16 protein-coding genes are annotated in these 19,172 nt (G+C 62.6%); 4 read left to right on the top strand and 12 right to left on the bottom strand.

Annotation, left to right across the window (positions count from 1 at the left end; genetic code table 11):
- Window positions 1–2: 2 nt before the first annotated feature.
- From iolD to AB4O22_RS08625, 6 genes are all read right to left on the bottom strand, one after another.
- Window positions 3–1,934: a 3D-(3,5/4)-trihydroxycyclohexane-1,2-dione acylhydrolase (decyclizing) gene (gene iolD, locus AB4O22_RS08650; protein ID WP_460096136.1), complete on the bottom strand. Its 1,932-nt coding sequence runs from the start codon at window positions 1,932–1,934 to the stop codon at window positions 3–5.
- A 151-nt stretch (window positions 1,935–2,085) separates the two neighbouring features.
- Window positions 2,086–2,907, bottom strand: a complete 822-nt coding sequence (locus AB4O22_RS08645; protein WP_223472960.1) for a TIM barrel protein — start codon at window positions 2,905–2,907, stop codon at window positions 2,086–2,088.
- A gap of 35 nt (window positions 2,908–2,942) precedes the next feature.
- Window positions 2,943–4,445, bottom strand: coding sequence for a CoA-acylating methylmalonate-semialdehyde dehydrogenase (locus tag AB4O22_RS08640; protein WP_460096135.1), 1,503 nt, complete (start codon window positions 4,443–4,445; stop codon window positions 2,943–2,945).
- Between the two features lie 30 nt (window positions 4,446–4,475).
- Window positions 4,476–5,285 carry a 5-deoxy-glucuronate isomerase gene (iolB, locus tag AB4O22_RS08635; protein WP_013693594.1) on the bottom strand — a complete coding sequence of 270 codons (810 nt, stop codon included), beginning with the start codon at window positions 5,283–5,285 and terminating at the stop codon, window positions 4,476–4,478.
- Window positions 5,282–6,175, bottom strand: coding sequence for a myo-inosose-2 dehydratase (gene iolE / locus AB4O22_RS08630; protein WP_100264272.1), 894 nt, complete (start codon window positions 6,173–6,175; stop codon window positions 5,282–5,284). Before iolE ends, iolB begins: the two co-directional genes overlap by 4 nt.
- 154 nt (window positions 6,176–6,329) lie before the next feature.
- Window positions 6,330–8,267 carry a bifunctional 5-dehydro-2-deoxygluconokinase/5-dehydro-2-deoxyphosphogluconate aldolase gene (locus AB4O22_RS08625; protein WP_223472958.1) on the bottom strand — a complete coding sequence of 646 codons (1,938 nt, stop codon included), beginning with the start codon at window positions 8,265–8,267 and terminating at the stop codon, window positions 6,330–6,332.
- A gap of 314 nt (window positions 8,268–8,581) precedes the next feature.
- Here AB4O22_RS08625 and AB4O22_RS08620 point away from each other — a divergent pair, with 314 nt between their 5' ends.
- Both AB4O22_RS08620 and AB4O22_RS08615 read left to right on the top strand, forming a co-directional pair.
- Window positions 8,582–9,505 carry a MurR/RpiR family transcriptional regulator gene (locus AB4O22_RS08620; RefSeq protein WP_003202885.1) on the top strand — a complete coding sequence of 308 codons (924 nt, stop codon included), beginning with the start codon at window positions 8,582–8,584 and terminating at the stop codon, window positions 9,503–9,505.
- A 36-nt stretch (window positions 9,506–9,541) separates the two neighbouring features.
- Window positions 9,542–10,153 carry a glutathione S-transferase gene (locus AB4O22_RS08615; RefSeq protein WP_223472966.1) on the top strand — a complete coding sequence of 204 codons (612 nt, stop codon included), beginning with the start codon at window positions 9,542–9,544 and terminating at the stop codon, window positions 10,151–10,153.
- Between the two features lie 153 nt (window positions 10,154–10,306).
- Here the strand turns inward: AB4O22_RS08615 and hcnC are convergent, their stop codons facing one another.
- From hcnC to hcnA, 3 genes are read right to left on the bottom strand one after another with little or no spacing between them, the layout of a single operon-like run.
- Window positions 10,307–11,566, bottom strand: coding sequence for a cyanide-forming glycine dehydrogenase subunit HcnC (hcnC, locus tag AB4O22_RS08610; RefSeq protein WP_223472967.1), 1,260 nt, complete (start codon window positions 11,564–11,566; stop codon window positions 10,307–10,309).
- On the bottom strand, window positions 11,559–12,968 hold the full coding sequence (gene hcnB / locus AB4O22_RS08605; RefSeq protein WP_460096134.1) for a cyanide-forming glycine dehydrogenase subunit HcnB: 1,410 nt from the start codon (window positions 12,966–12,968) through the stop codon (window positions 11,559–11,561). The genes hcnC and hcnB overlap by 8 nt, the downstream gene beginning before the upstream one ends.
- Window positions 12,965–13,291, bottom strand: a complete 327-nt coding sequence (gene hcnA / locus AB4O22_RS08600) for a cyanide-forming glycine dehydrogenase subunit HcnA (protein WP_095974883.1) — start codon at window positions 13,289–13,291, stop codon at window positions 12,965–12,967. Before hcnA ends, hcnB begins: the two co-directional genes overlap by 4 nt.
- Window positions 13,292–13,567: 276 nt before the next feature.
- Between hcnA and AB4O22_RS08595 the strand changes: the two genes are divergently transcribed.
- Window positions 13,568–14,251: a response regulator transcription factor gene (locus AB4O22_RS08595; protein ID WP_003202897.1), complete on the top strand. Its 684-nt coding sequence runs from the start codon at window positions 13,568–13,570 to the stop codon at window positions 14,249–14,251.
- On the top strand, window positions 14,229–15,614 hold the full coding sequence (locus AB4O22_RS08590) for a sensor histidine kinase (RefSeq protein WP_223472969.1): 1,386 nt from the start codon (window positions 14,229–14,231) through the stop codon (window positions 15,612–15,614). Before AB4O22_RS08595 ends, AB4O22_RS08590 begins: the two co-directional genes overlap by 23 nt.
- A gap of 178 nt (window positions 15,615–15,792) precedes the next feature.
- On the opposite strand, the gene AB4O22_RS08585 is transcribed toward AB4O22_RS08590, so the two are convergent.
- From AB4O22_RS08585 to AB4O22_RS08575, 3 genes are all read right to left on the bottom strand, one after another.
- The gene (locus AB4O22_RS08585; protein ID WP_223472970.1) at window positions 15,793–16,038 is read right to left on the bottom strand and encodes a DUF1652 domain-containing protein; all 246 of its coding nucleotides are present in this window, start codon (window positions 16,036–16,038) and stop codon (window positions 15,793–15,795) included.
- Window positions 16,039–16,278: 240 nt separating this feature from the next.
- Complete coding sequence (locus tag AB4O22_RS08580) at window positions 16,279–17,763, bottom strand: helix-turn-helix transcriptional regulator (RefSeq protein ID WP_223472971.1); 1,485 nt, start codon at window positions 17,761–17,763, stop codon at window positions 16,279–16,281.
- Window positions 17,764–17,847: 84 nt separating this feature from the next.
- Window positions 17,848–19,131 carry a Zn-dependent hydrolase gene (locus AB4O22_RS08575; RefSeq protein ID WP_027911827.1) on the bottom strand — a complete coding sequence of 428 codons (1,284 nt, stop codon included), beginning with the start codon at window positions 19,129–19,131 and terminating at the stop codon, window positions 17,848–17,850.
- Window positions 19,132–19,172 lie beyond the last annotated feature (41 nt).

Raw genomic sequence — 19,172 nt, 5'->3', positions numbered from 1 at the left:
AATCAGTATTGACGGGCCTTGGCCAGTCGTTCGTTGAGGGTCTTGGCGACCGCATCGGTGCGGGCGCTGGTGGACACCTGCGCCACGCCGACCCGCCACCACGACAGGTATTTGTGGATCATGGTCTTGGGCAAAACCTTGATATCGATCAGCGTCGAGACGCTCTGGCGCCGCGCATCGGCCAGGGCCGTGTGCAGCTCATCGAGGGTCTTGACCTTGTAGGTCTTGCAGCCATAGGCCGCGGCACTCATGGCGAAGTCCACCGGCACGAAACCGCCATCGAGCTTGCCCGTCTCGGGGTTGCGAAAGCGGAACTCGGTGCCGAAGCTGTCCATGCCGTGTTCCATTTGCAGGTTGTTGATGCAACCGAAGGTCATGTTGTCCAGCAGCACCACATTGATCTTGCGTCGCTCCTGGATCGAGGTCGCCAGCTCCGAGTGCAGCATCATGTAGGAGCCGTCGCCCACCAGGGCGTAGACCTCTTTGTCGGGCTCGGCGAGCTTCACCCCCAGCGCCGCATTCACCTCGTAGCCCATGCACGAATAACCGTACTCGACGTGATAGGTGTTCACGCCCTTGCTGCGCCAGCTGCGCTGCAAGTCGCCGGGCAGGCTGCCAGCGGCGGCGACAATGATCGCGTCATCCGCCAGGGTCTGGTTGAGGGTGCCGAGCACGCGGCTCTGGGTCAGGCAGGAACCGGTGAGTTCGATGAATTCGCGAAATACCGCCGGGTCCATGTGATCGTTGATTTCCGGGACAAAATCCTCGGCCTGGAAATCCGCCTGATAGATCCGGTCCACTTCCGCGTCCAGCTGGACCTTGGCATCGGCGATCTGCCCGCCCCATTCGGCGCGATAGTCGCCCATCGCAGCGGACAATGCCTCCAGTCCCGAACGGGCGTCCGCCAGCAATTGCACGCCGTCGAGCTTCAACGCATCGCACGGGCTGATGTTGAGGTTGAGGAACTGTACATCCGGGTGCTGGAACAGCCATTTCGATGCCGTGGTGAAATCGCTGTAGCGGGTGCCGATACCGATGATCAGGTCGGCTTTCTTGGCCAGCAGGTTTGCCGCCAGGCAACCGGTTTCGCCGACACCGCCGACGTTCAGCGGGTGACTGGACACCACCGCGCTCTTGCCGGCCTGAGTCTCGGCGAACGGAATGTCGAAGCGCTCGGCAAAGGCCTGCAACGCGGCGTTGGCACCGGCGTAGCGCACGCCGCCGCCACAGATGATCAACGGCTGGCGCTTGCCCTTGAGCAGCGCCAGGGCATCGCCGAGCATCGCTTCAGTGGCCGGGCGACGGTCAATGCGATGGACACGTTTTTGCAGGAAGTAATCCGGGTAATCGTAGGCTTCGGCCTGCACGTCCTGGGGCAAGGCCAGGGTCACCGCACCGGTTTCGGCCGGGTCGGTCAGCACGCGCATCGCATGGATCGCAGCAGTCATCAGTTGCTCGGGGCGGTTGATGCGATCCCAGTATTTGCTCACGGCCTTGAAGGCATCGTTGGTGCTGATGCTCAGGTCATGGAACTGCTCGATCTGCTGCAGCACCGGGTCTGGCTGGCGACTGGCGTAGACATCGCCGGGCAACAGCAGCAACGGAATGCGATTGGCTGTCGCGGTGGCCGCTGCGGTCAGCATGTTCGCCGCACCGGGGCCCACCGACGAGCTGCAGGCGTAGATCTTGCGCCGCAGATGCTGCTTGGCAAAACCGATGGCGGCATGGGCCATGCCTTGCTCGTTACGGCCCTGATGGACTACGAGGTCGCCGCTGTCCTGCTCCAGCGCCTGGCCCAGGCCCAGCACGTTGCCGTGGCCAAAAATGGTAAAGACCCCGGCGACAAACTTGCTCTGAACGCCATCGACCTCGATGTACTGGTTATCGAGGAATTTCACCAGGGCCTGGGCCATGGTCAGTCGTGTTGTGGTCATGCTTGCACCTTTTCAAACGCAACTCGGTCAAGTGTGGGAGCGAGCTTGCTCGCGATAGCGGTGTGTCAGGCAGCTCAGATGTTGAGTGTGCCGCCGTCATCGCGAGCAAGCTCGCTCCCACAGGGGGTTCTCCAGCGTTCAGGGAATCGGGTCAGGCCTGGGAGCTTTGCAGGTGGTTCATGCTCGCCCCCAACGCCTGGCGAATGTCGGCCAGGTCATGGACGCTCTCGGCGAACGGCTCGAAGGACAGGTAGCCCTCGTAGCCACCGGCCCGCAGCGCCTCGATCTGCACGGCATTGCCGAGGATGTCGGCCGCGCCCACCAGCACTCGGTGGCCGTCACGGATCGTCGCCAGCGGCGCCTGGGCATCCTCGACGCCGGAGATGTGCACCAGCCCGGTCAGCTCGGGGAAGAACTCCTGTTCACCGGCCAAATGATGGTGAAAGGTGTCATGCACCAGGCGGAACACATCCAGCCCGCCAATGCTCTTGATCGCTTCCACCGCCGCGCGTTTGCGGCGCAGCGAGCACTCTTCGAAACCCAGGGGCTCGATGAAACCGTAGATGCCAAAGGCGCGCAGGATCGGCGCCAGTTCACTGAGGGCCGTACGCAGCCCCGCCGCACGCTCGGCCTCGCTGCGCGGGTCGGCGCGGTCGTTGAGCGGGCACATCACCAGCCCCTCGGCGCCGCATTCGCGGGCGTAGTCGGCCAGCCGCACGGCCTGGGCGCGGCGTTCTTCGTTCCACACGTCAAAGGGGTAAAGGGCGTTGATCGACAGCACCTTGATGCCACGCTCCTCGCACAACTCGCGCACCCGGGCCGGCGGCATGCCGTCTTCGATCTCGACGCCCTTCAGATCGTTGCGGATCTCGATGGCATCGGTTTTCAATGCCAGGGCCAAGTCGATGAAAGCGGGCAGTGACAGGCGTGGCGCAACCATTCGGTTCAAGGCAAAACGCAGGGGCTTGTTCATTGTTGTTCTCCCTCCGGCAGTCATTCAAAAAAGCGTTATTGAGCAGTCGGCATGCTGAACTCAGGACCCTTGGCAATGCTGTCGGGCCAGCGTTGCATCACGCTTTTGTAGCGGCTGTAGAAACGCAGGCCTTCTTCACCGTAGGCATGGTGATCGCCGAACAGCGAACGCTTCCAACCACCAAAGGAGTGCCAGGCCATGGGCACCGGAATCGGCACGTTGATGCCGACCATGCCCACCTTGATGCTGCGGGCGAACGCCCGGGCAATGCCGCCGTCACGGGTGAAGCACGACACGCCGTTGCCGAATTCATGGGCATTGATCAGCGCCACCGCCGTGGCGAAATCCGGTACACGGACGATCCCCAGCACCGGGCCGAAGATTTCCTGCTGGTAGATGCTCATCTCGGCGGTGACCTGGTCGAACAGCGTCGCCCCGACAAAGAAGCCCTGCTCGGCGCCAGGCACCTTGAAACCACGGCCATCGACGATCAAGCGAGCGCCCTCGGCCACCCCAGCGTCGATGAAACCTTCCACTTTTGCCTTGTGCTCGGCGGTGACCAGCGGCCCCATGTCGGTGCCGGGTTGCTGGCCGTTGCCGATCTTCAGCTGGTCTATGCGCGGCAACAGCTTGGCAATCAATTCATCGCCCACATCACCCACCGCCACGGCGATGGAAATCGCCATGCAGCGCTCACCCGCCGAGCCGTAGGCGGCGCCGATCAAGGCATCCGCCGCCTGGTCGAGGTCGGCGTCAGGCATGACGATCATATGGTTCTTGGCCCCGCCCAGGGCCTGCACACGTTTGCCGTGCGCCGTACCCTGCTGGTGGATGTACTCGGCAATCGGCGTGGAGCCGACAAAGGAAATCGCTTCGATGTCCGGGTGCTGCAACAGCGCATCCACCGCCATCTTGTCGCCCTGGACCACGTTGAACACACCGTCCGGCAGGCCGGCTTCGGTCAGTAGGCGGGCCATCAGCAAACTGGCGGACGGGTCGCGCTCCGAAGGCTTGAGGATGAAGCAGTTGCCGGCGACCAGCGCCAGCGGAATCATCCACAACGGCACCATCACCGGGAAGTTGAACGGCGTGACCCCGGCACAAACGCCCAGGGGTTGGCGCAGGTTCCAGTTGTCGATGCCGCCGCCGATGTTGTCGCTGAAATCGGTCTTGAGCAGGTTTGGCGCACCGCAGGCGTACTCGACGATCTCGATGCCGCGGGTGACTTCGCCGTGGGCGTCGGACAGCACCTTGCCGTGTTCACGGCTGACGATTTGCGCCAGCTCGTCGTGGTGCCGGTCCAGCAGTTCCTTGAACTTGAACATCACCCGCGAACGTCGCAATGACGACTGCTCGGACCAGGCCGGGAACGCCGCCAGCGCCGAGGCCACCGCCGCGTCGACGGTGCCCGGTTCGGCCAGGGCCACCCGGGCCTGCACCGCGCCGGTGGCCGGGTTGAAGACATTGCCGAACCGCGTGCTGTCGCGGTCCTGCACGTGGCCGTTGAGGTAATGGCCTACTACCGGGGCGTCACTCATTGTTCTTGTTCTCCGTGCGAATGTTGGAAATCAGAGGTCCAGCAGCCAGCTGTGCTGCGGATCGTTATGGAACTGCCAGACCCGCTTCGGGCCGGCCATGACGTTCAGGTAATACGACTCGTACCCGTAGGGCACGCTGACCGGGTGGTAACCCTTGGGCACCACCACCAGGTCGCTGTTCTCCACGGCCATGGCCTGGTCAATGCTGCGGTCGTCGGTGTAGACCCGCTGGAACACGAAGCCTTGGGACGGGTTGACCTGGTGGTAATAGGTTTCCTCCAGGAAGCTCTGGTGCGGCAGGTCGTCGGTGTCGTGCTTGTGCGGCGGGTAGCTCGAGGAGTGCCCCGACGGCGTACGCACTTCCACCACCAACAGCGAATGGGCCGGCTCGCTGTCGGGCAGGATGTCGCAGACATAACGGGTGTTGGCGCCCTTGCCGCGCACACTGCGCTTCATGCTGTCCGGGCGGATCAACCGTGGGCCATGACTGTTCTGCGCAGCCCCCGGCGCGGCGCACACGGCAATCTGTACATCGCTCAACGCGGTGACCTGGGCCTGGCTGCCAGGCGGCAGGTAAGCGGCATAGGGTGACTTGTCCTCGAACACCGACTGGCGATCACCGAGGTTGTCCCAATCGAAGGCCCCCTGCCCCGGCGCTTCGCCCTTGAGGCTGATGCGCCCGCTGAGCAGCACCAGGCACAATTCCTTGTCGCCGGCGGCCACCGGCAGGGTTTCACCCAGGCTCAGGCGGTAGGCGGCGAACCCGACGTATTCCAGCTCCCCCGCCGGCAACTGGACCATGGTTCGACCGCTGGAATGGCTCTTGATCAACAGGCTCATGACGGACTCCTTTCTTGCAGCAAGGCACGCAGCGTGTCGTAGCCCTTCTTGGCGTAGGCATAACTCGGTGCTACGGCAGGGTCCTGCTCGGCTTCCACCACCAGCCAGCCTTGGTAATCGGCGGCCAGCAACACGTCGAGCAACACGGCGAAGTCGATGTCACCGTCCCCCGGCACGGTGAAGGTGCCGTTGATGATGCAATCGGGGAAGCTCCAGAGGTTATTGCGCGCCAGTTGCACCACCGGTTTGCGCACGTCCTTGAAGTGCACATGGCAGACCCGCTCGATGTGTTTGCGCAGCACCTGCAACGGTTCGCCACCGCCCATGTAGCAGTGGCCCGAGTCGAACAGCAGGCCCACTTCGCTGCCGGTCAGGGCCATCAACTTGTCGATGTCCGAGGGCGACTCGACATAGGCGCCCATGTGGTGGTGATAGGCCAGGCGCACGCCTCGGGACAAGGTGAAGCGCGCCAGTTCCGTGAGTTTGTCGGCGTAGGCTTGCCAGGCTTCATCCGTATGGAAACGCGGCCGCTCGATCAGCGCAATCCGCTGGCCCTGGATGGAGTCGGCGACTTCCCCGTACACCAGCACCGTCGCGCCGTTCTGTGCCAGCAGTTCGACGTGGCTGGCAATGGCGTCGATTTCCTCGGCCGCCGAACGCCGGGCCAGGCGACTGGAATACCAGCCAGAGACCAACGCCAGGTCATAAGGGCGCAGAACATCGCCGACACCCTTGGCGTCCTTGGGGAATTTGCCGTTGAGTTCAAAACCTTCGTAGCCGATTTCCTTGCCTTCACTCAGCGCCGTGCTCAACGGCGTTTCGCCGCCCAACGATGGCAAGTCGTCGTTGCTCCAGGAAATCGGGTTGATGCCAATTCGAATAGCGGGCATGGCTGCACCTTTTATTGTTTTTCACAAATCAGTAAGAACGACGCTGAACACTTGTGGGAGCGAGCTTGCTCGCGATAACGGTGTACCAGTCAATATTGATGCTGGCTGACCGGACGCCATCGCGAGCAAGCTCGCTCCCACATTACCCCCCCCATCAAGCACGGGCACTGCGCCACGCCTCGATCAATTCCACAAACCTGCCCTGCACCTGTCGGATCAGCGTTTCATCATCGATTTCCCCGGCAAGCCAGGCCCGACTCGGTTCCTGGAAGATCGTGCGGCCCACGGCGAACCCACGGCAGGTGGTGCTCTGGCTGGCTTGGCGGAAGCCTTCGGCCAGGGCGGCGGCCGGGGCGTTGAGGCCCAGCAGGACCACGCCGCGGCAATATGGGTCGCGTTGCTGGATCAGCTCATCGAGCTGTTTCCATTCCTCCGCGCTCTGGGTCTCGATCTTCCACCACGCCGGGAAAATACCCAGGTTGTAGAGGCGCTTGAGGGCACGATAGAGCACGTCCGGGTGCGGCGATGGATGATCCTTGGGCGGAATGACTTCCAGCAGCAATTCATGGCCGCTGACCTGGGAAGCCTTGTACAGCCCCATCAGTTGCGCTTCCTGCTCCAGGCGCAACAGTGGCTCGTCATCAGGGTGAAATTGCACCAGGCACTTGATGATCTGTTCCTGGGGCCAGGCGATCAGGTTGCTGCCAATGGAGCGCCCGTGTTCGAACGCCAGCGGTCGCGAATTCTGTACCTCCACCGGTCGCGCCACCCACCAGCCACGTCCGGTGGCAGCGTTCAGCGAGTCCTGGCCGAAACGTTGGTCGGCCAGCAGACCGACGTCGGCCTCGACGCCTTGGCGTTGCAGGTCGGCTTCGACCCGCTCCACCGCCTGGATGAACAGTTGCTTGAGCTCACCAATGCAACTCAGGTCGCGGCCGCCCTTCTGCGCCAGCTCCACCAGTTGCCAGCGATGGTCGAACGCAAAGATGAACAGTTGTCTCCAGGTCTTGCGGGGCACGCTGACCTGATGCAGTCGTTGCAGCACGGCATCCTGGTCCGGGCGGGTAATCGGCACCGGGCTCTTGAATAAATAGTCGAGCTCGGCCCGGGTCGGCATCGCCGGGGCACAGGCATGGCGCGACACCACCAGGCCACCGCAGGCATTGGCCAACTGACAGCAGCGCTCATCGCTGGCGTCCTCCAGCCAACCGGCGAGGAACCCCGACATGAATGCATCACCGGCCCCCAGTACATTCAAGACCTCGACCCGGACACCAGGGTAAAGGGCGCCGTCTTCAAGGCGGGCCGGAATGGCGCCATGAATGACCGTGCAACCTTGTGGGCCAAGCTTGACCACCAGGGTCGCCGCCGTCAGCGAGCGCACGGTGCGCAGTGCGGTCAGCAGGTCTTCGCTGCCGCCGGCGATCAGGAATTCTTCTTCAGTGCCAACGATGAGGTCGAAACGCGGCAGGATGCCTTGCACATGCTGGCTGACCTTCTGGTCGGCCACAAAACGGGTTTCCCCATCGGCCTTGCCCGCCAGGCCCCAGAGCACCGGCCGATAATCGATGTCCAATACGCATTTGACGTTGTGCTTCTCAGCGTAATCCAGCGCCTGGGTACTGGCCTTGTAGACGCCATCGGTAGAGAAATGCGTGCCGGTGATCAGCAGCGCCTTGCTGGAGGCAATGAAGGCTTCGTCGATGTCTTCGGCGCGCAACGCCATGTCGGCACAATTTTCCCGGTAGAACACCAGGGGAAAGGTTTCCCGGTCCTTGATACCCAGCAGGACCATGGCCGTCAGGCGTTCGGGATCGACCTTGATGCCACTGACATCGCAGCCTTCACGTGCCAGGGACTCCACCAGGAAGCGGCCCATGTGGTCGTCCCCTACCCGGCTCAGCATCGCCGACCGGAGCCCCAGGCGTGCCGTGCCGAAAGCGATGTTGGCCGACGAACCGCCCAGGTACTTGGCGAAGCTTGCGACATCTTCCAGGCGCGCGCCGACTTGCTGCGCGTAAAGGTCGACGCCCAGGCGTCCCAGGCAGATCACATCCAATTGACGCCCACTGGCAAAACGAGTCTGGCCCATGCTGGCTCCTGTTATTTTTATCAGCCTGCGCTTGTCGCCAAAACCGACGCCAGCGCTGTTGGTGAATGCAGACTAAAACGAGCGGCGCGCAATAATCAATAATTATTCTATAAATTTTTTACGTGGAATATTTTTTCCAATACGCTATGACCAAAGCGAGCCAGGCGCAGTGCATCGTTTCAGCAGATGCTGCAACATTTGTCAGCCCATGATTTTCCCTGCGCCTACGCTGTAGACTGCGACCAGCCAACCTATTGTCGAGGGCCGGCCTTTTTTTCGGGCCGCCCTATAAGAACAAGCCAGAAGGATTTTCTATGACCCGCCCCGATGATCTGCCGGCGCCGTCCGAGAGCGCGTCCGAACCCGCCCTCCCGAGCCCACCGATCAATGCCGAGCGCCTGCTGCAACTGATCACCGATGAATACGAAAGCCTGCCGCGCCAGCTCAAACGCATCGCCAGCTACATGAGCCAGCAGAGCGACCGGATCATGGTCGACCGCATCAGCGACATCGCCCGGGAATGCGAAGTGCACCCCTCGGCCATCGTCAGGTTTTCCCAGCGTTTCGGCTTCAGCGGGTTCAGCGAAATGCAGGCGTTGTTCCGCGAGGCCTACACCCACAAGACCACCCCGGTACAGAACTACCAGCAGCGCATCCGCAGCATGATCGCCAACAAGTCGCAGAAGGCCAGCGGCGGCGACCTGGCCCGCGAATGCGTCAACGCGACCCTCTCGGGCATCGAGCGCCTGGGGTTGGAGCTGGACGACCAGGCGTTCGAAAAGGCCGTGGACCTGGTGGTCAACGCCGACAACATCTATGTGGTGGGCGTGCGCCGTTCGTTCGCGGTGGCCGATTACCTGGTCTACAACCTGCAACACACCAATAAGCGCATTCACCTGGTGTCCGGCCTGGGCGGCAGTTACCGTGAGCAGATGCGCAGCGTGCGCGCCAACGACCTGGTCATCGCCATCAGCTTCACGCCCTATGGCAAGGAAACCCAGCACTGCCTGCGCATTGCCCAGCATCACCAGGCCAAGACCCTGATCATCACCGACAGCAACCTGTCGCCCCTGGCCAAACGGGCCAACGCGGTGCTGCTGGTCAACGAAGGCAGTTCGTTCGCCTTCCGTTCGTTGAGTGCCACGTTGTGCCTGTGCCAGGCGTTGTTCATCGCCGTGGCTTACCGACTGGAACTCAAGGTCGATGAAATCCATGAACAGGTCGGGTTCGAGGATTAACGCCGCGCCCGCCGATAAAACGCTGAAGGAGAAGCCATGAGATTGATCGGCATGCTGGACTCGCCCTACGTGCGACGCGTCGCCATTTCCGCCAAATGCCTGGGGGTTCCCCTGGAGCACGAGTCCGTTTCGGTGTTCAGGCATTTCGAACAGTTCCAGCACATCAACCCGGTGGTCAAGGCCCCGACCCTGTTGCTGGACGATGGCAACGTGCTGATGGACTCCACATTGATCATCGATTACCTGGAGGCCTTGGCCGCGCCGGGGAAAAGCTTGATGCCGGCCGACCTTGGACAACGGGTGCGCTCACTGCGCCTGATTGGATTGGCCTTGGCGGCCTGTGAGAAGTCGGTGCAGATCTACTACGAACGCAACCTGCGGCCGACGGAGATCCAGCACGCGCCTTGGGTTGAACGCGTGGAAGGCCAACTGGCTGCGGCCTATGGAATGCTGGAGCAGGAACTGGAGAAGCAGCCGCTGGGCACTGATGGCAACCTTGATCAGGCCGGTATCACCGTGGCAGTGGCCTGGAGCTTCACCAACCTGGTGGTGCCGGACCAGGTACAGGGCAAGGCTTTCCCATTGATCAGCGCGTTTACCGCCTATGCCGAAGGGTTGGAGGCGTTTGTCAGTACGCCGATGGAATAACTGGCTATGGCTGACCTGTGGGAGCGAGCTTGCTCGCGATAGCGGTGTACCAGTCAACATCGCTGCTGGCTGACCTGACGCTTTCGCGAGCAAGCTCGCTCCCACAGGGATTTGTGGTGGGTGCAGAGTCTGTGAGCCCCCCACAGAGTTTCTTCAAGCCAGTTCCATTTCCTGGGGCTTTACTGTCGGCACCACCTCGAAGCGATCTTCCAGGAACGGGGTGATGTCCAGCGGCAACGGTTCGTTGTTCACCAGTTTATCCAGCAGTACCCCGGTGATGGCCGAGGTCAGGATGCCGGTGCGGAAATGCCCGCAGGCATTGAGATAACCCTCCACTCCGCGCATCGGCCCCAGGATCGGCAATTCATCAGGAGACCCCGGGCGCAGGCCGGCCCAGGTTCGCTTCAGGTTGATGTCGACCAACTGCGGGATACAGCGCACCGCGCCTTGCACCAACCCTTCGATCTCCGGATAGGTCGTGGTCACGTCGAAGCCTTTGTCTTCAGTGGTGCTGCCAATAAGGATTTCACCGTTGTCTTTCTGCGCCACATAGCAGTCGCTGGTGGTCAGGCAGCCATTGAGGATCTTCGGCATGCGCTCGGTCAACAGGATCTGCCCCTTGACCGGCTTGACCGGAATCCGCACGCCAGTGGCCTGCTCACTCAGGTCCGCCGCCCAGGCACCGGCCGCGTTGATCAGGGTCCGGCAGTTGAACGTCCCCGCCTCGGCGGTTTTCACGCCTGTCACCCGCGTGCCGCTGCGCAGTACCTCGGTCACGCTGGTGTTGAAGAACAGGTCGACACCGTTCTGCCGGGCGCCTTCGGTGTAGGCGTCGGCCAGACGGAACGGACTGACCTGATGATCGCAGAGAAACTCCAGCGCCCCCAGGGCTTCATGGCTGACATTCGGTTCCGCCTCACGCAGGGCAGCCTGGTCCAGCCAGCGCACCTGGTCTGCCAGGTGGGGAATGCAGGCGACGATGTGCTCGGCGTACAAACGGTCTTCATCGTCGTAGATCACGAACTTTAGCCCGGTCTCCTCGAACTTGAAATCCATGCCGTGGTTGTCGATCAGCTCGCGGTGCAACTGCGGATACATTGCGTTGGACTGCAAGGCGAAATCAAAGAACGACTGGGGCAGGATGTGCGGCGTGCTGGCGTCCACCGCCACTGCGGCGCCCTGGGTCTGGCGCTTGCGGTTGGCCGACATCATGCGAAAGAAGATCACCCCGCAACCCAGGCCCACCGACTCGCCAATGGCCCACAGGCCACCGGCCGACGCACGGGTCGCGTTGCCGGGGCGCTTGGCGTCGATCAGGGCGACTTTCAGGTGCTTGCGCTTGGACAGTTGATAGGCACAGGAGGCCCCGATCACACCGCCACCGGCGATGACCACGTCATAATCCTTAATCATGGGAAACGGCCTCCATGCCGACGTTCTGGAACGCTGAAAAGGGAATCGGATCGATGGGGAAACGCGGCCGCAGCCAGCCCACGTCGGCACGCCCGGTGGCCTCGCGCAAGCGGTCGCTGCAGTAGCCGACGCACATCCGCCCCTGGCAATCGCCCATGCTCACGCGGGTGCGCATCTTCAGGCTGGCCATGTCCTGCACGCCTTGCTCCAACGCCCGGTCGATGTCGGCGCGGGTGGCGTGCTCGCAGCGGCAGATCACCGTATCGGCGGCCGGCAATGCGGTTTGCCCGGCGCCACGCTGGGTGTAGCGATCCACGGCGGCGCGAAAGCGAATGATCCGCTCCAGTTGCGCCTGGTAGCGTTCGCGGTGCGCCAGGACCGTGGACGGATCCAGCACGTTGCGTTGCATCAGGATCGACAGCGCCGCGATGCGTCCACTCAGCATGGCCGCTTCACCGCCGCGAATCCCGCCCATGTCGCCGGCCAGGTGAATGTGCGCTTCGCTGCTTTGTTGCCAGGCATCGGACACGGCCCGCAAATAGCCGTCGTCGCTGAAACCGTGCTCCAGGCCCATTTGCTGGCTCAATTGAGTCCGCGGGATAAACCCGTAGCCAACCGCCAGCGTCTGCGCCGGTACCTGTTCCGCGCGCTTGAGGTCGGGTTCCCAGCTCGTGGAATAAGGCGCGACGGTAACGACGCTCAACTCACCCTCGCCGTCAGCCTGCACCACGCCCCAGCCATAGCGCACGGGAATGCGATTGAGCTTGAGGTAGGCCAGCATGCTCAGGCCGTCGAGGAACAGTTGCGGCTTGTTCAGCAACGCCAGGCTTTCCTTGGCGATCCGGCCGAACGCACAGGCCTCATACACACCCGCCACCGCCACGCCCGATGCGTGCAGTTGGCAAGCCACCAGCGGCAACAACGGACCGGTGCCAGCGATCACCACCGGGCTCGGCGGCTTGACCACACCGCTCTTGATCTGCAATTGCAGGCCGCCAAGCATCATCACGCCCGGCAGGGTCCAGCCAGGAAACGGCACGCTGCGCTCGTGACAACCGGCCGCCAGGACCAGATGGGAATAGGCGACCTCGCCCAGGCGCTCGTCGGCGTCCAGCAGCATCAGCGCCCGGAAGCCTTCGGCACCGATGACACGGCTGCTCAATCGCACGTCGATCAGGCCGGCGTGTTGCTGGAATTCACCGTGGAGTTTCTCCAGGGCTTCGCTGTAGCGCGGGCCCAGGTAATCCAGGCGCACGCCATCGCGCAACGGCCCGCGATACACCACGCCACCCAGGCGCGGCGCCTCTTCTAACAAGGTGCAGCGCACGCCGTGGGAGGCCAGTTCAATGGCCGCGGCCATGCCCGCCGGCCCACCGCCGACAATCACCGGATCGAGGCTCATGGCGCCTCCGTTTCGGTGATGCGGTTGACCCGGGTTTCGATCTGCATGCCAGGGCGTACCAGGGTCTGGCAGGCGCGGCGCTTGTGGCGACCGTCGATCCTGACCAGGCAGCATTGGCACACGCCCATGCCGCAGTATGCGCCGCTGATCTGGTCGTGATCGTTGCGGGCCACCTGGCGTTGACCCAGGGCCTGGATGACGGTGAGGACTGTTTCACCGTGGGCAGCGCTGACAGCCTGCCCGTCCAGGCGCACCGTCATGTCGGCCTGTGCCAGCGGCTGGATATCGAATTTTCGGCGTAGAAGGTCTGAAGGTTGCATCATACGGCTCTTCCTTGAAGATTCTGTGGGGGGCTCGGCTCCTTGCGGCGCACCATCACCGGTTCGCATCAGTACCCTGCAGCGGAAGCGCGCCAAAACAGGGCAACGGACGCCACATGATAGTGCGCACGAAATTTATGTTAGGGATTATTTGTGACCAAGTGTTGATCCAGGCCAGCGAAACCGCTCGCCGGCTCATGAACTTTTTTCAGAAAGCCGACAGGTATTCTTTGGCAGAATGCTGCGCAATAGCACCAACTTCCCCACACGGTACCGCCCATGAACCGCATCCTGACCATCGAAGACGACGCCGTGACCGCCCGTGAAATCGTCGCCGAGCTGACCCGCAACGGCCTGGACGTCGATTGGGTCGACAACGGCCGCGAAGGCCTGGAACGGGCGGTGAGCGGCGACTACGACCTGATTACCCTCGACCGCATGCTGCCCGAGCTCGACGGCCTGGTGATCGTCACCACGCTGCGCACCATGGGCGTGGCCACGCCGATCCTGATGATCAGCGCCCTCTCCGACGTGGACGAGCGGGTCCGTGGCCTGCGGGCCGGCGGCGATGATTACCTGACCAAGCCGTTCGCCACCGACGAAATGGCCGCCCGGGTCGAAGTGCTGCTGCGGCGCAACAATGGCGCCCGCGAGCCGGAAACCGTGCTGCGGGTAGCCGACCTGGAGCTGAACCTGATCAGCCGCGAAGCCAGCCGCAACGGGCAACTGCTCAGCCTGCTGCCCACCGAATACAAGCTGCTCGAATTCCTAATGCGCAACAGTGGGCAGATCCTCTCGCGCATGATGATTTTCGAGGAAGTCTGGGGCTATCACTTCGACCCCGGCACCAACCTGATCGATGTCCACATCGGCCGCCTGCGCAAGAAAATCGACCCGCCGGGCCTGGAACCGCTGATTCGCACGGTACGGGGTTCCGGCTATGTCATTGCTGAACCCTGCTAAAGGCTGGCGCTCCTCCAGCAGCCGCCTGCTGGCGCTGTACAGTTCGCTGTTCGTGATCTGGAGCGCGATCCTGATGGGGGTGATGTATTACGAAGTGTTTGGCTACCTCGATAGCCTGGCCAAGCACTCCCTGATGCAGCGCCAGCACCTGTTTGCCCGGATCCATGGCGATCAACTGGAAGATGCGCTCATGGCCAGCCTGACGCTGGACGAGCGCGGCGTCGACGCCTACGGGCTGTTCGATCCGCAACTTCGCCACTTGAGCGGACCGATCATGCGGATCCCGTCGGACCTGCCGTTGGACGGCAAGATCCACATGCTCGGCGGTTGCGTCGATTCCGACGACCCGAGCGTGCCCTCCGACAGTTGTGACGCGGTGGCGAGCCGGACCCAGGACGGCCGCTGGCTGGTGCTGGCGCGGGACAATGGCTCGCTGTTCGCCGTGACCCGCATCATCTTGCACGCGCTGTTCTGGGGTGTATCGCTGACGGTCCTGCCGGGTATCGCCGGCTGGCATCTGCTGCGTCGCCGACCGTTGCAGCGGATTCGCAAACTGCAGGCCAGTGCCGAAGCCATCGTTGCCGGCGACCTGACCCATCGCCTGCCGCTGTCGAGCCGGCGCGACGAACTGGACATGCTGGCGGCGATCGTCAATGCCATGCTCGACCGCATCGAACGCTTGATGAATGAGGTCAAGGGCGTGTGCGATAACATCGCCCATGACCTGCGCACCCCATTGACGCGTCTGCGTGCCCAACTTTATCGCATCCAGCAGCAAGCGCCGGACGGCTCGCCCGAGGCCTTGCAAATGGACCAGGTGATTGCCGAGACCGACACCCTGATGGCACGGTTTCGGGGGTTGTTGCGGATTTCCGAGCTGGAAGATCAGCAGCGGCGCTCGGGCTTCGTGCGCCTCGACCCGTTGCAGTTATTGCAGGAGCTGCATGACTTTTACCTGCCGCTGGCCGAGGAAGGCGAACTGTCCTTCATCCTCGAGGTGCCTGATGCGCTGCCCCTGCTCAACGGCGACCGGGCATTGTTGTTCGAGGCCGTGTCGAACCTGCTGAGCAACTCCATCAAGTTCACCCCACCGGGAGGCACGGTGATCCTGCGTGGGGTCGATCAGGGCGACAGCACCCGCATCGAAGTGCTCGATTCGGGCCCGGGCATTCCCGAGGCGGAGCGCAAGGCCGTGTTTCGCCGCTTCTACCGTGCAGAGGGCAGCAGCCAGCACGGCGGATTCGGCCTGGGCCTGTCGATCGTCGCGGCGATCGTCAATCTGCATGGGTTCACGCTGGAGGTGGGCAGCTGCGAACACGGCGGCGCGCGCTTGGTGCTCGATTGCCGGGGGACGTTGTTGTAAATACTGAAGGGAATGAAGTGCAAACACATACTTGTGGCGAGGGGATTTAGCGAAACGTCGCACCGCCCCGTTCGAGTGCGAAGCGCTCGCCATCGCGAGCGCTGTACAAAATTTGGGGCTGCTTCAGCCCAACGGGAATAAATCCCCTCGCCACAATGGATTCCGCGCATCTGGTCTATCAGGGATCACTGCGATGCAACGGGATGTTCTCAAGCTCATAGCGCAGCTCGTCGATCAACTTGGCGATGCTCTCTTCCGAGCGGACGCTGTCGACACTCATGCCACTCACCACCAGGTCCACCTCACCGCTTTCACGGTGATACAAACGCACGGTGAGGGTGCCGTCGCCATTGAGGCTGCATTCGCAGGCCAGCGGCGTAAAGCTTTCTTCGAGGCGGGCACGCAAAGGGGCCAGATGGGTCATGCGATGCACCTCAGCCCCGGGGGCGCAAATGAACGGTGGACAGCGCCGACCTCCTGGTCCGCATAGGCATCCTGTCGCGCTCATACTGGGTTGGTTCGCTGCACATTGTGGCGTATTCCTTGACTGTTTCGTGGGGGACGCGACATCAGGGACGATGTCGCACACTGACAGCCTAAGGAACCGTATCCCCATGCAAAACCCGAATTTGCACCAGCATGCCCGGTGCATTTGCACTGGCTATCATGGTGCCTTCATTCGCCATTCGTTAGCGAACAAACCCCGCTCCCGTGCCCAGACAATCGCCTCGCTGCGGCTATGGACATCCAGTTTCGAATACAGCGTAGCGACGTGATTGCGCACGGTATTGGGCGCCAGCTTCAGGCGCGCGGCGATTTCCTTGTCCGCCAGGCCTTCGCAAATCAGCCCCAGCACGTCGCGCTCCCGGGCCGTCAGCTCGGTGAATGACACACTGGGCACTTGGGCGTTGATGCTCTTCACGTTAGCCAATTTTTCAATCAGGGTCCGACTGAACCAGGAAGCGTCTTTCATCACCTCTTCGATTGCCGCCACCAGCTCCAGCTCCGAGCGTTTGCGCTCGGTGATGTTCATCAGCACCAGCAGATAGCAAGGCTTGTCCTGGATGAGCACCGTATCGGCGGCGACCTCACAGTCGATGAGTTCGCCGCCCTTCTTGTGCACCTTGACGTCGATACTTGAAACAGCGGCAGCCTTTTCCAGCCGCGCAAACAGCGCGACGCTGGCGTCCTTGTCGAGAAAGCCGATTTCCTCCACGGTTTTGCCCAACAGTTCTTCGCTGGCGTAACCGGTGGTCTGGAGAAACGCCTCGTTGATTTCCAACAACTGTTGCTCGGCGCTGCACACCAGGGTGGGTACGGGCGACAGGCGGAACGACTTGGCAAAGCGCTCCTCGCTCTGGCGCAGCGCGGTTTCTGCCTTGCGTCGCGGCTCCATGTCCATGAAGGAAAACAGCATGCAGTCTTCGTCGTGCAGGTCCAGCGGCTGGCCGGCGACGATCACCTGCTTGGTGGTGCCGTCGGGCAATTTCAACTCGGCCTGCATTTGCGGAATGGTCGCGCCCTGCCCCAGGCGCTCGATGGCCAGGTCGCGTCTTTCGGCGGCTTCAAGCACATCAAGCTCATACACCGAACGCCCGATCACCTGCTCGCGGCTGTAGCCGGTCATCTCCAGGAACCCCGGATTGACCTTGATATAACGCAGGTCACTGAGGCGACAGATCACCGCCGGTGCCGGGTTGGCCCCGAAGGTTTTCTCGAAGCGCTGCTCGGCGCTGGCCCATTCGGTGGCATCGCTGAGGATCAGCACGAGAAGCTCCGGTTCGCCGTTGCGGTCGGCCAGCACCATGCTGCGGATCCGATGCACCCAGGTGCGATCCGGGTCGGCCTGGGGCGTGACTTCCACCAGCACATCGCTGAACTCATCGCCACGGGCAACCCGGGCGATGGGGTAGTTGTCGTCGCTCAGCGGGTGGTTGTTGCGATAACGCAAATTGAAACGCCGGGCATATTGCCTGGCCGTGGTGCCCAGTTCACTAAGGTCCTTGACCCCGTGCATCGCCAAGGCCGCCGCGTTGGCCCAGGCAATGGTCTGGTCGACCTCGATCAACATCACCCCGTCGGACAATCCGGCAATGATCTGCAGCAATTGACGACGGTTGGTATCGGTGGTCGGGACTTGCTGATTCATTGGGTCTCCATGTGGTCAGTAGGTTTCAAGCATGGATGCGTTGAAGGTTACGACCACATGGGTTTGCAATAGTGCATCGGCCCTTCAAGCCGCCATGCGCCCCTCGGCAATCGCTTGTGAGGCGGCCAGCATCGCTCGCAGCAGCACCGCGCAACCGGCGGCGAGGTCGTCGGGGGCGGCGTTTTCGATTTCGTTGTGGCTGATGCCACCTTCGCAGGGCACGAAGATCATCCCGGCCGGGCCCAGTTCGGCGAGGAAGATCGCGTCATGGCCAGCGCCGCTGACGATGTCCAGGTGGGACAGGCCCAGTCCTTGGGCAGCGCCGCGTACGGCGTCGACGCAGCCCTTGTCGAAATACAGCGGCGGGAAGTCGGCCGTGGGTTTCAAATCGAAGGTCAGGCCGTGTTGCTGGCAGGTGTCTTCGATCACCTGCTTGACCTCGGCGATCATCGAATCCAGCCGAGCCGGTTCCAGGTGACGAAAGTCCAGGGTCATGCGCACTTCGCCGGGGATGACATTGCGCGATCCCGGATAGGCTTGCAGGCAACCGACCGTGCCGCAGGCATGGGGTTGATGACCCAAGGCGGCGCGGTTGACGGCGCCGACGATGATCGAGGCGCCCACCAGGGCGTCCTTGCGCAGGTGCATCGGGGTCGGGCCGGCGTGGGCTTCGACGCCGCGCAACGTCAGGTCGAACCACTTCTGCCCCAGCGCGCCCATTACCACGCCGATGGTCTTGCCTTCGTCTTCGAGGATCGGCCCCTGCTCGATGTGCGCCTCGAAATACGCCCCCACCGGATGCCCACTGACCGGGCGCGAACCGGCATAGCCGATGGCATTGAGCGCCTGGCCAACGGTGATGCCTTCGGCGTCGACCTTGGCGAGGGTTTCTTCGAGGGTGAATTTTTCCGCGAACACACCGGAGCCCATCATGCACGGGGCGAAACGCGAGCCCTCTTCGTTGGTCCACACCACCACTTCCAGCGGTGCTTCGGTTTCGATGTTCAGGTCATTGAGGGTGCGCAGCACCTCCAGCCCGGAGAGCACGCCAAAGCAGCCGTCGAACTTGCCACCGGTGGGCTGGGTATCGATGTGGCTACCGGTCATTACCGGCGGCAGGTTCGGATTGCGCCCCGGGCGACGGGCGAAAATATTGCCCACCGCATCGATGCTGACGGTACAGCCCGCCGCCTGGGTCCATTGCACGAACAGGTCGCGGGCCTGGCGGTCGAGGTCGGTCAGGGCCAATCGGCACACCCCGCCCTTGACCGTGGCACCGAGCTGGGCCAGGTCCATGAGCGATTGCCACAGGCGATCGCGGTTGATGTGCTGATGGGTGGATTGCAGAACGTCGATGGCTGCGTTCATGGGGATCTCCATTTTTCCAGGCATGTTTTTGGTGTACTTGA

The organism is Pseudomonas sp. S3_B11 (genome assembly GCF_054667715.1).
Note: the sequence above shows the minus strand (reverse complement) of the source record. Positions and strands in the feature narration are given on the sequence as shown.

Coding starts and splice junctions, on each gene's coding strand:
- iolD (WP_460096136.1), bottom strand. CDS start 1,934: ATGACCACAACACGACTGACCATGGCCCAGGCCCTGGTGAAATTCCTC.
- AB4O22_RS08645 (WP_223472960.1), bottom strand. CDS start 2,907: ATGAACAAGCCCCTGCGTTTTGCCTTGAACCGAATGGTTGCGCCACGC.
- AB4O22_RS08640 (WP_460096135.1), bottom strand. CDS start 4,445: ATGAGTGACGCCCCGGTAGTAGGCCATTACCTCAACGGCCACGTGCAG.
- iolB (WP_013693594.1), bottom strand. CDS start 5,285: ATGAGCCTGTTGATCAAGAGCCATTCCAGCGGTCGAACCATGGTCCAG.
- iolE (WP_100264272.1), bottom strand. CDS start 6,175: ATGCCCGCTATTCGAATTGGCATCAACCCGATTTCCTGGAGCAACGAC.
- AB4O22_RS08625 (WP_223472958.1), bottom strand. CDS start 8,267: ATGGGCCAGACTCGTTTTGCCAGTGGGCGTCAATTGGATGTGATCTGC.
- AB4O22_RS08620 (WP_003202885.1), top strand. CDS start 8,582: ATGACCCGCCCCGATGATCTGCCGGCGCCGTCCGAGAGCGCGTCCGAA.
- AB4O22_RS08615 (WP_223472966.1), top strand. CDS start 9,542: ATGAGATTGATCGGCATGCTGGACTCGCCCTACGTGCGACGCGTCGCC.
- hcnC (WP_223472967.1), bottom strand. CDS start 11,566: ATGATTAAGGATTATGACGTGGTCATCGCCGGTGGCGGTGTGATCGGG.
- hcnB (WP_460096134.1), bottom strand. CDS start 12,968: ATGAGCCTCGATCCGGTGATTGTCGGCGGTGGGCCGGCGGGCATGGCC.
- hcnA (WP_095974883.1), bottom strand. CDS start 13,291: ATGATGCAACCTTCAGACCTTCTACGCCGAAAATTCGATATCCAGCCG.
- AB4O22_RS08595 (WP_003202897.1), top strand. CDS start 13,568: ATGAACCGCATCCTGACCATCGAAGACGACGCCGTGACCGCCCGTGAA.
- AB4O22_RS08590 (WP_223472969.1), top strand. CDS start 14,229: ATGTCATTGCTGAACCCTGCTAAAGGCTGGCGCTCCTCCAGCAGCCGC.
- AB4O22_RS08585 (WP_223472970.1), bottom strand. CDS start 16,038: ATGACCCATCTGGCCCCTTTGCGTGCCCGCCTCGAAGAAAGCTTTACG.
- AB4O22_RS08580 (WP_223472971.1), bottom strand. CDS start 17,763: ATGAATCAGCAAGTCCCGACCACCGATACCAACCGTCGTCAATTGCTG.
- AB4O22_RS08575 (WP_027911827.1), bottom strand. CDS start 19,131: ATGAACGCAGCCATCGACGTTCTGCAATCCACCCATCAGCACATCAAC.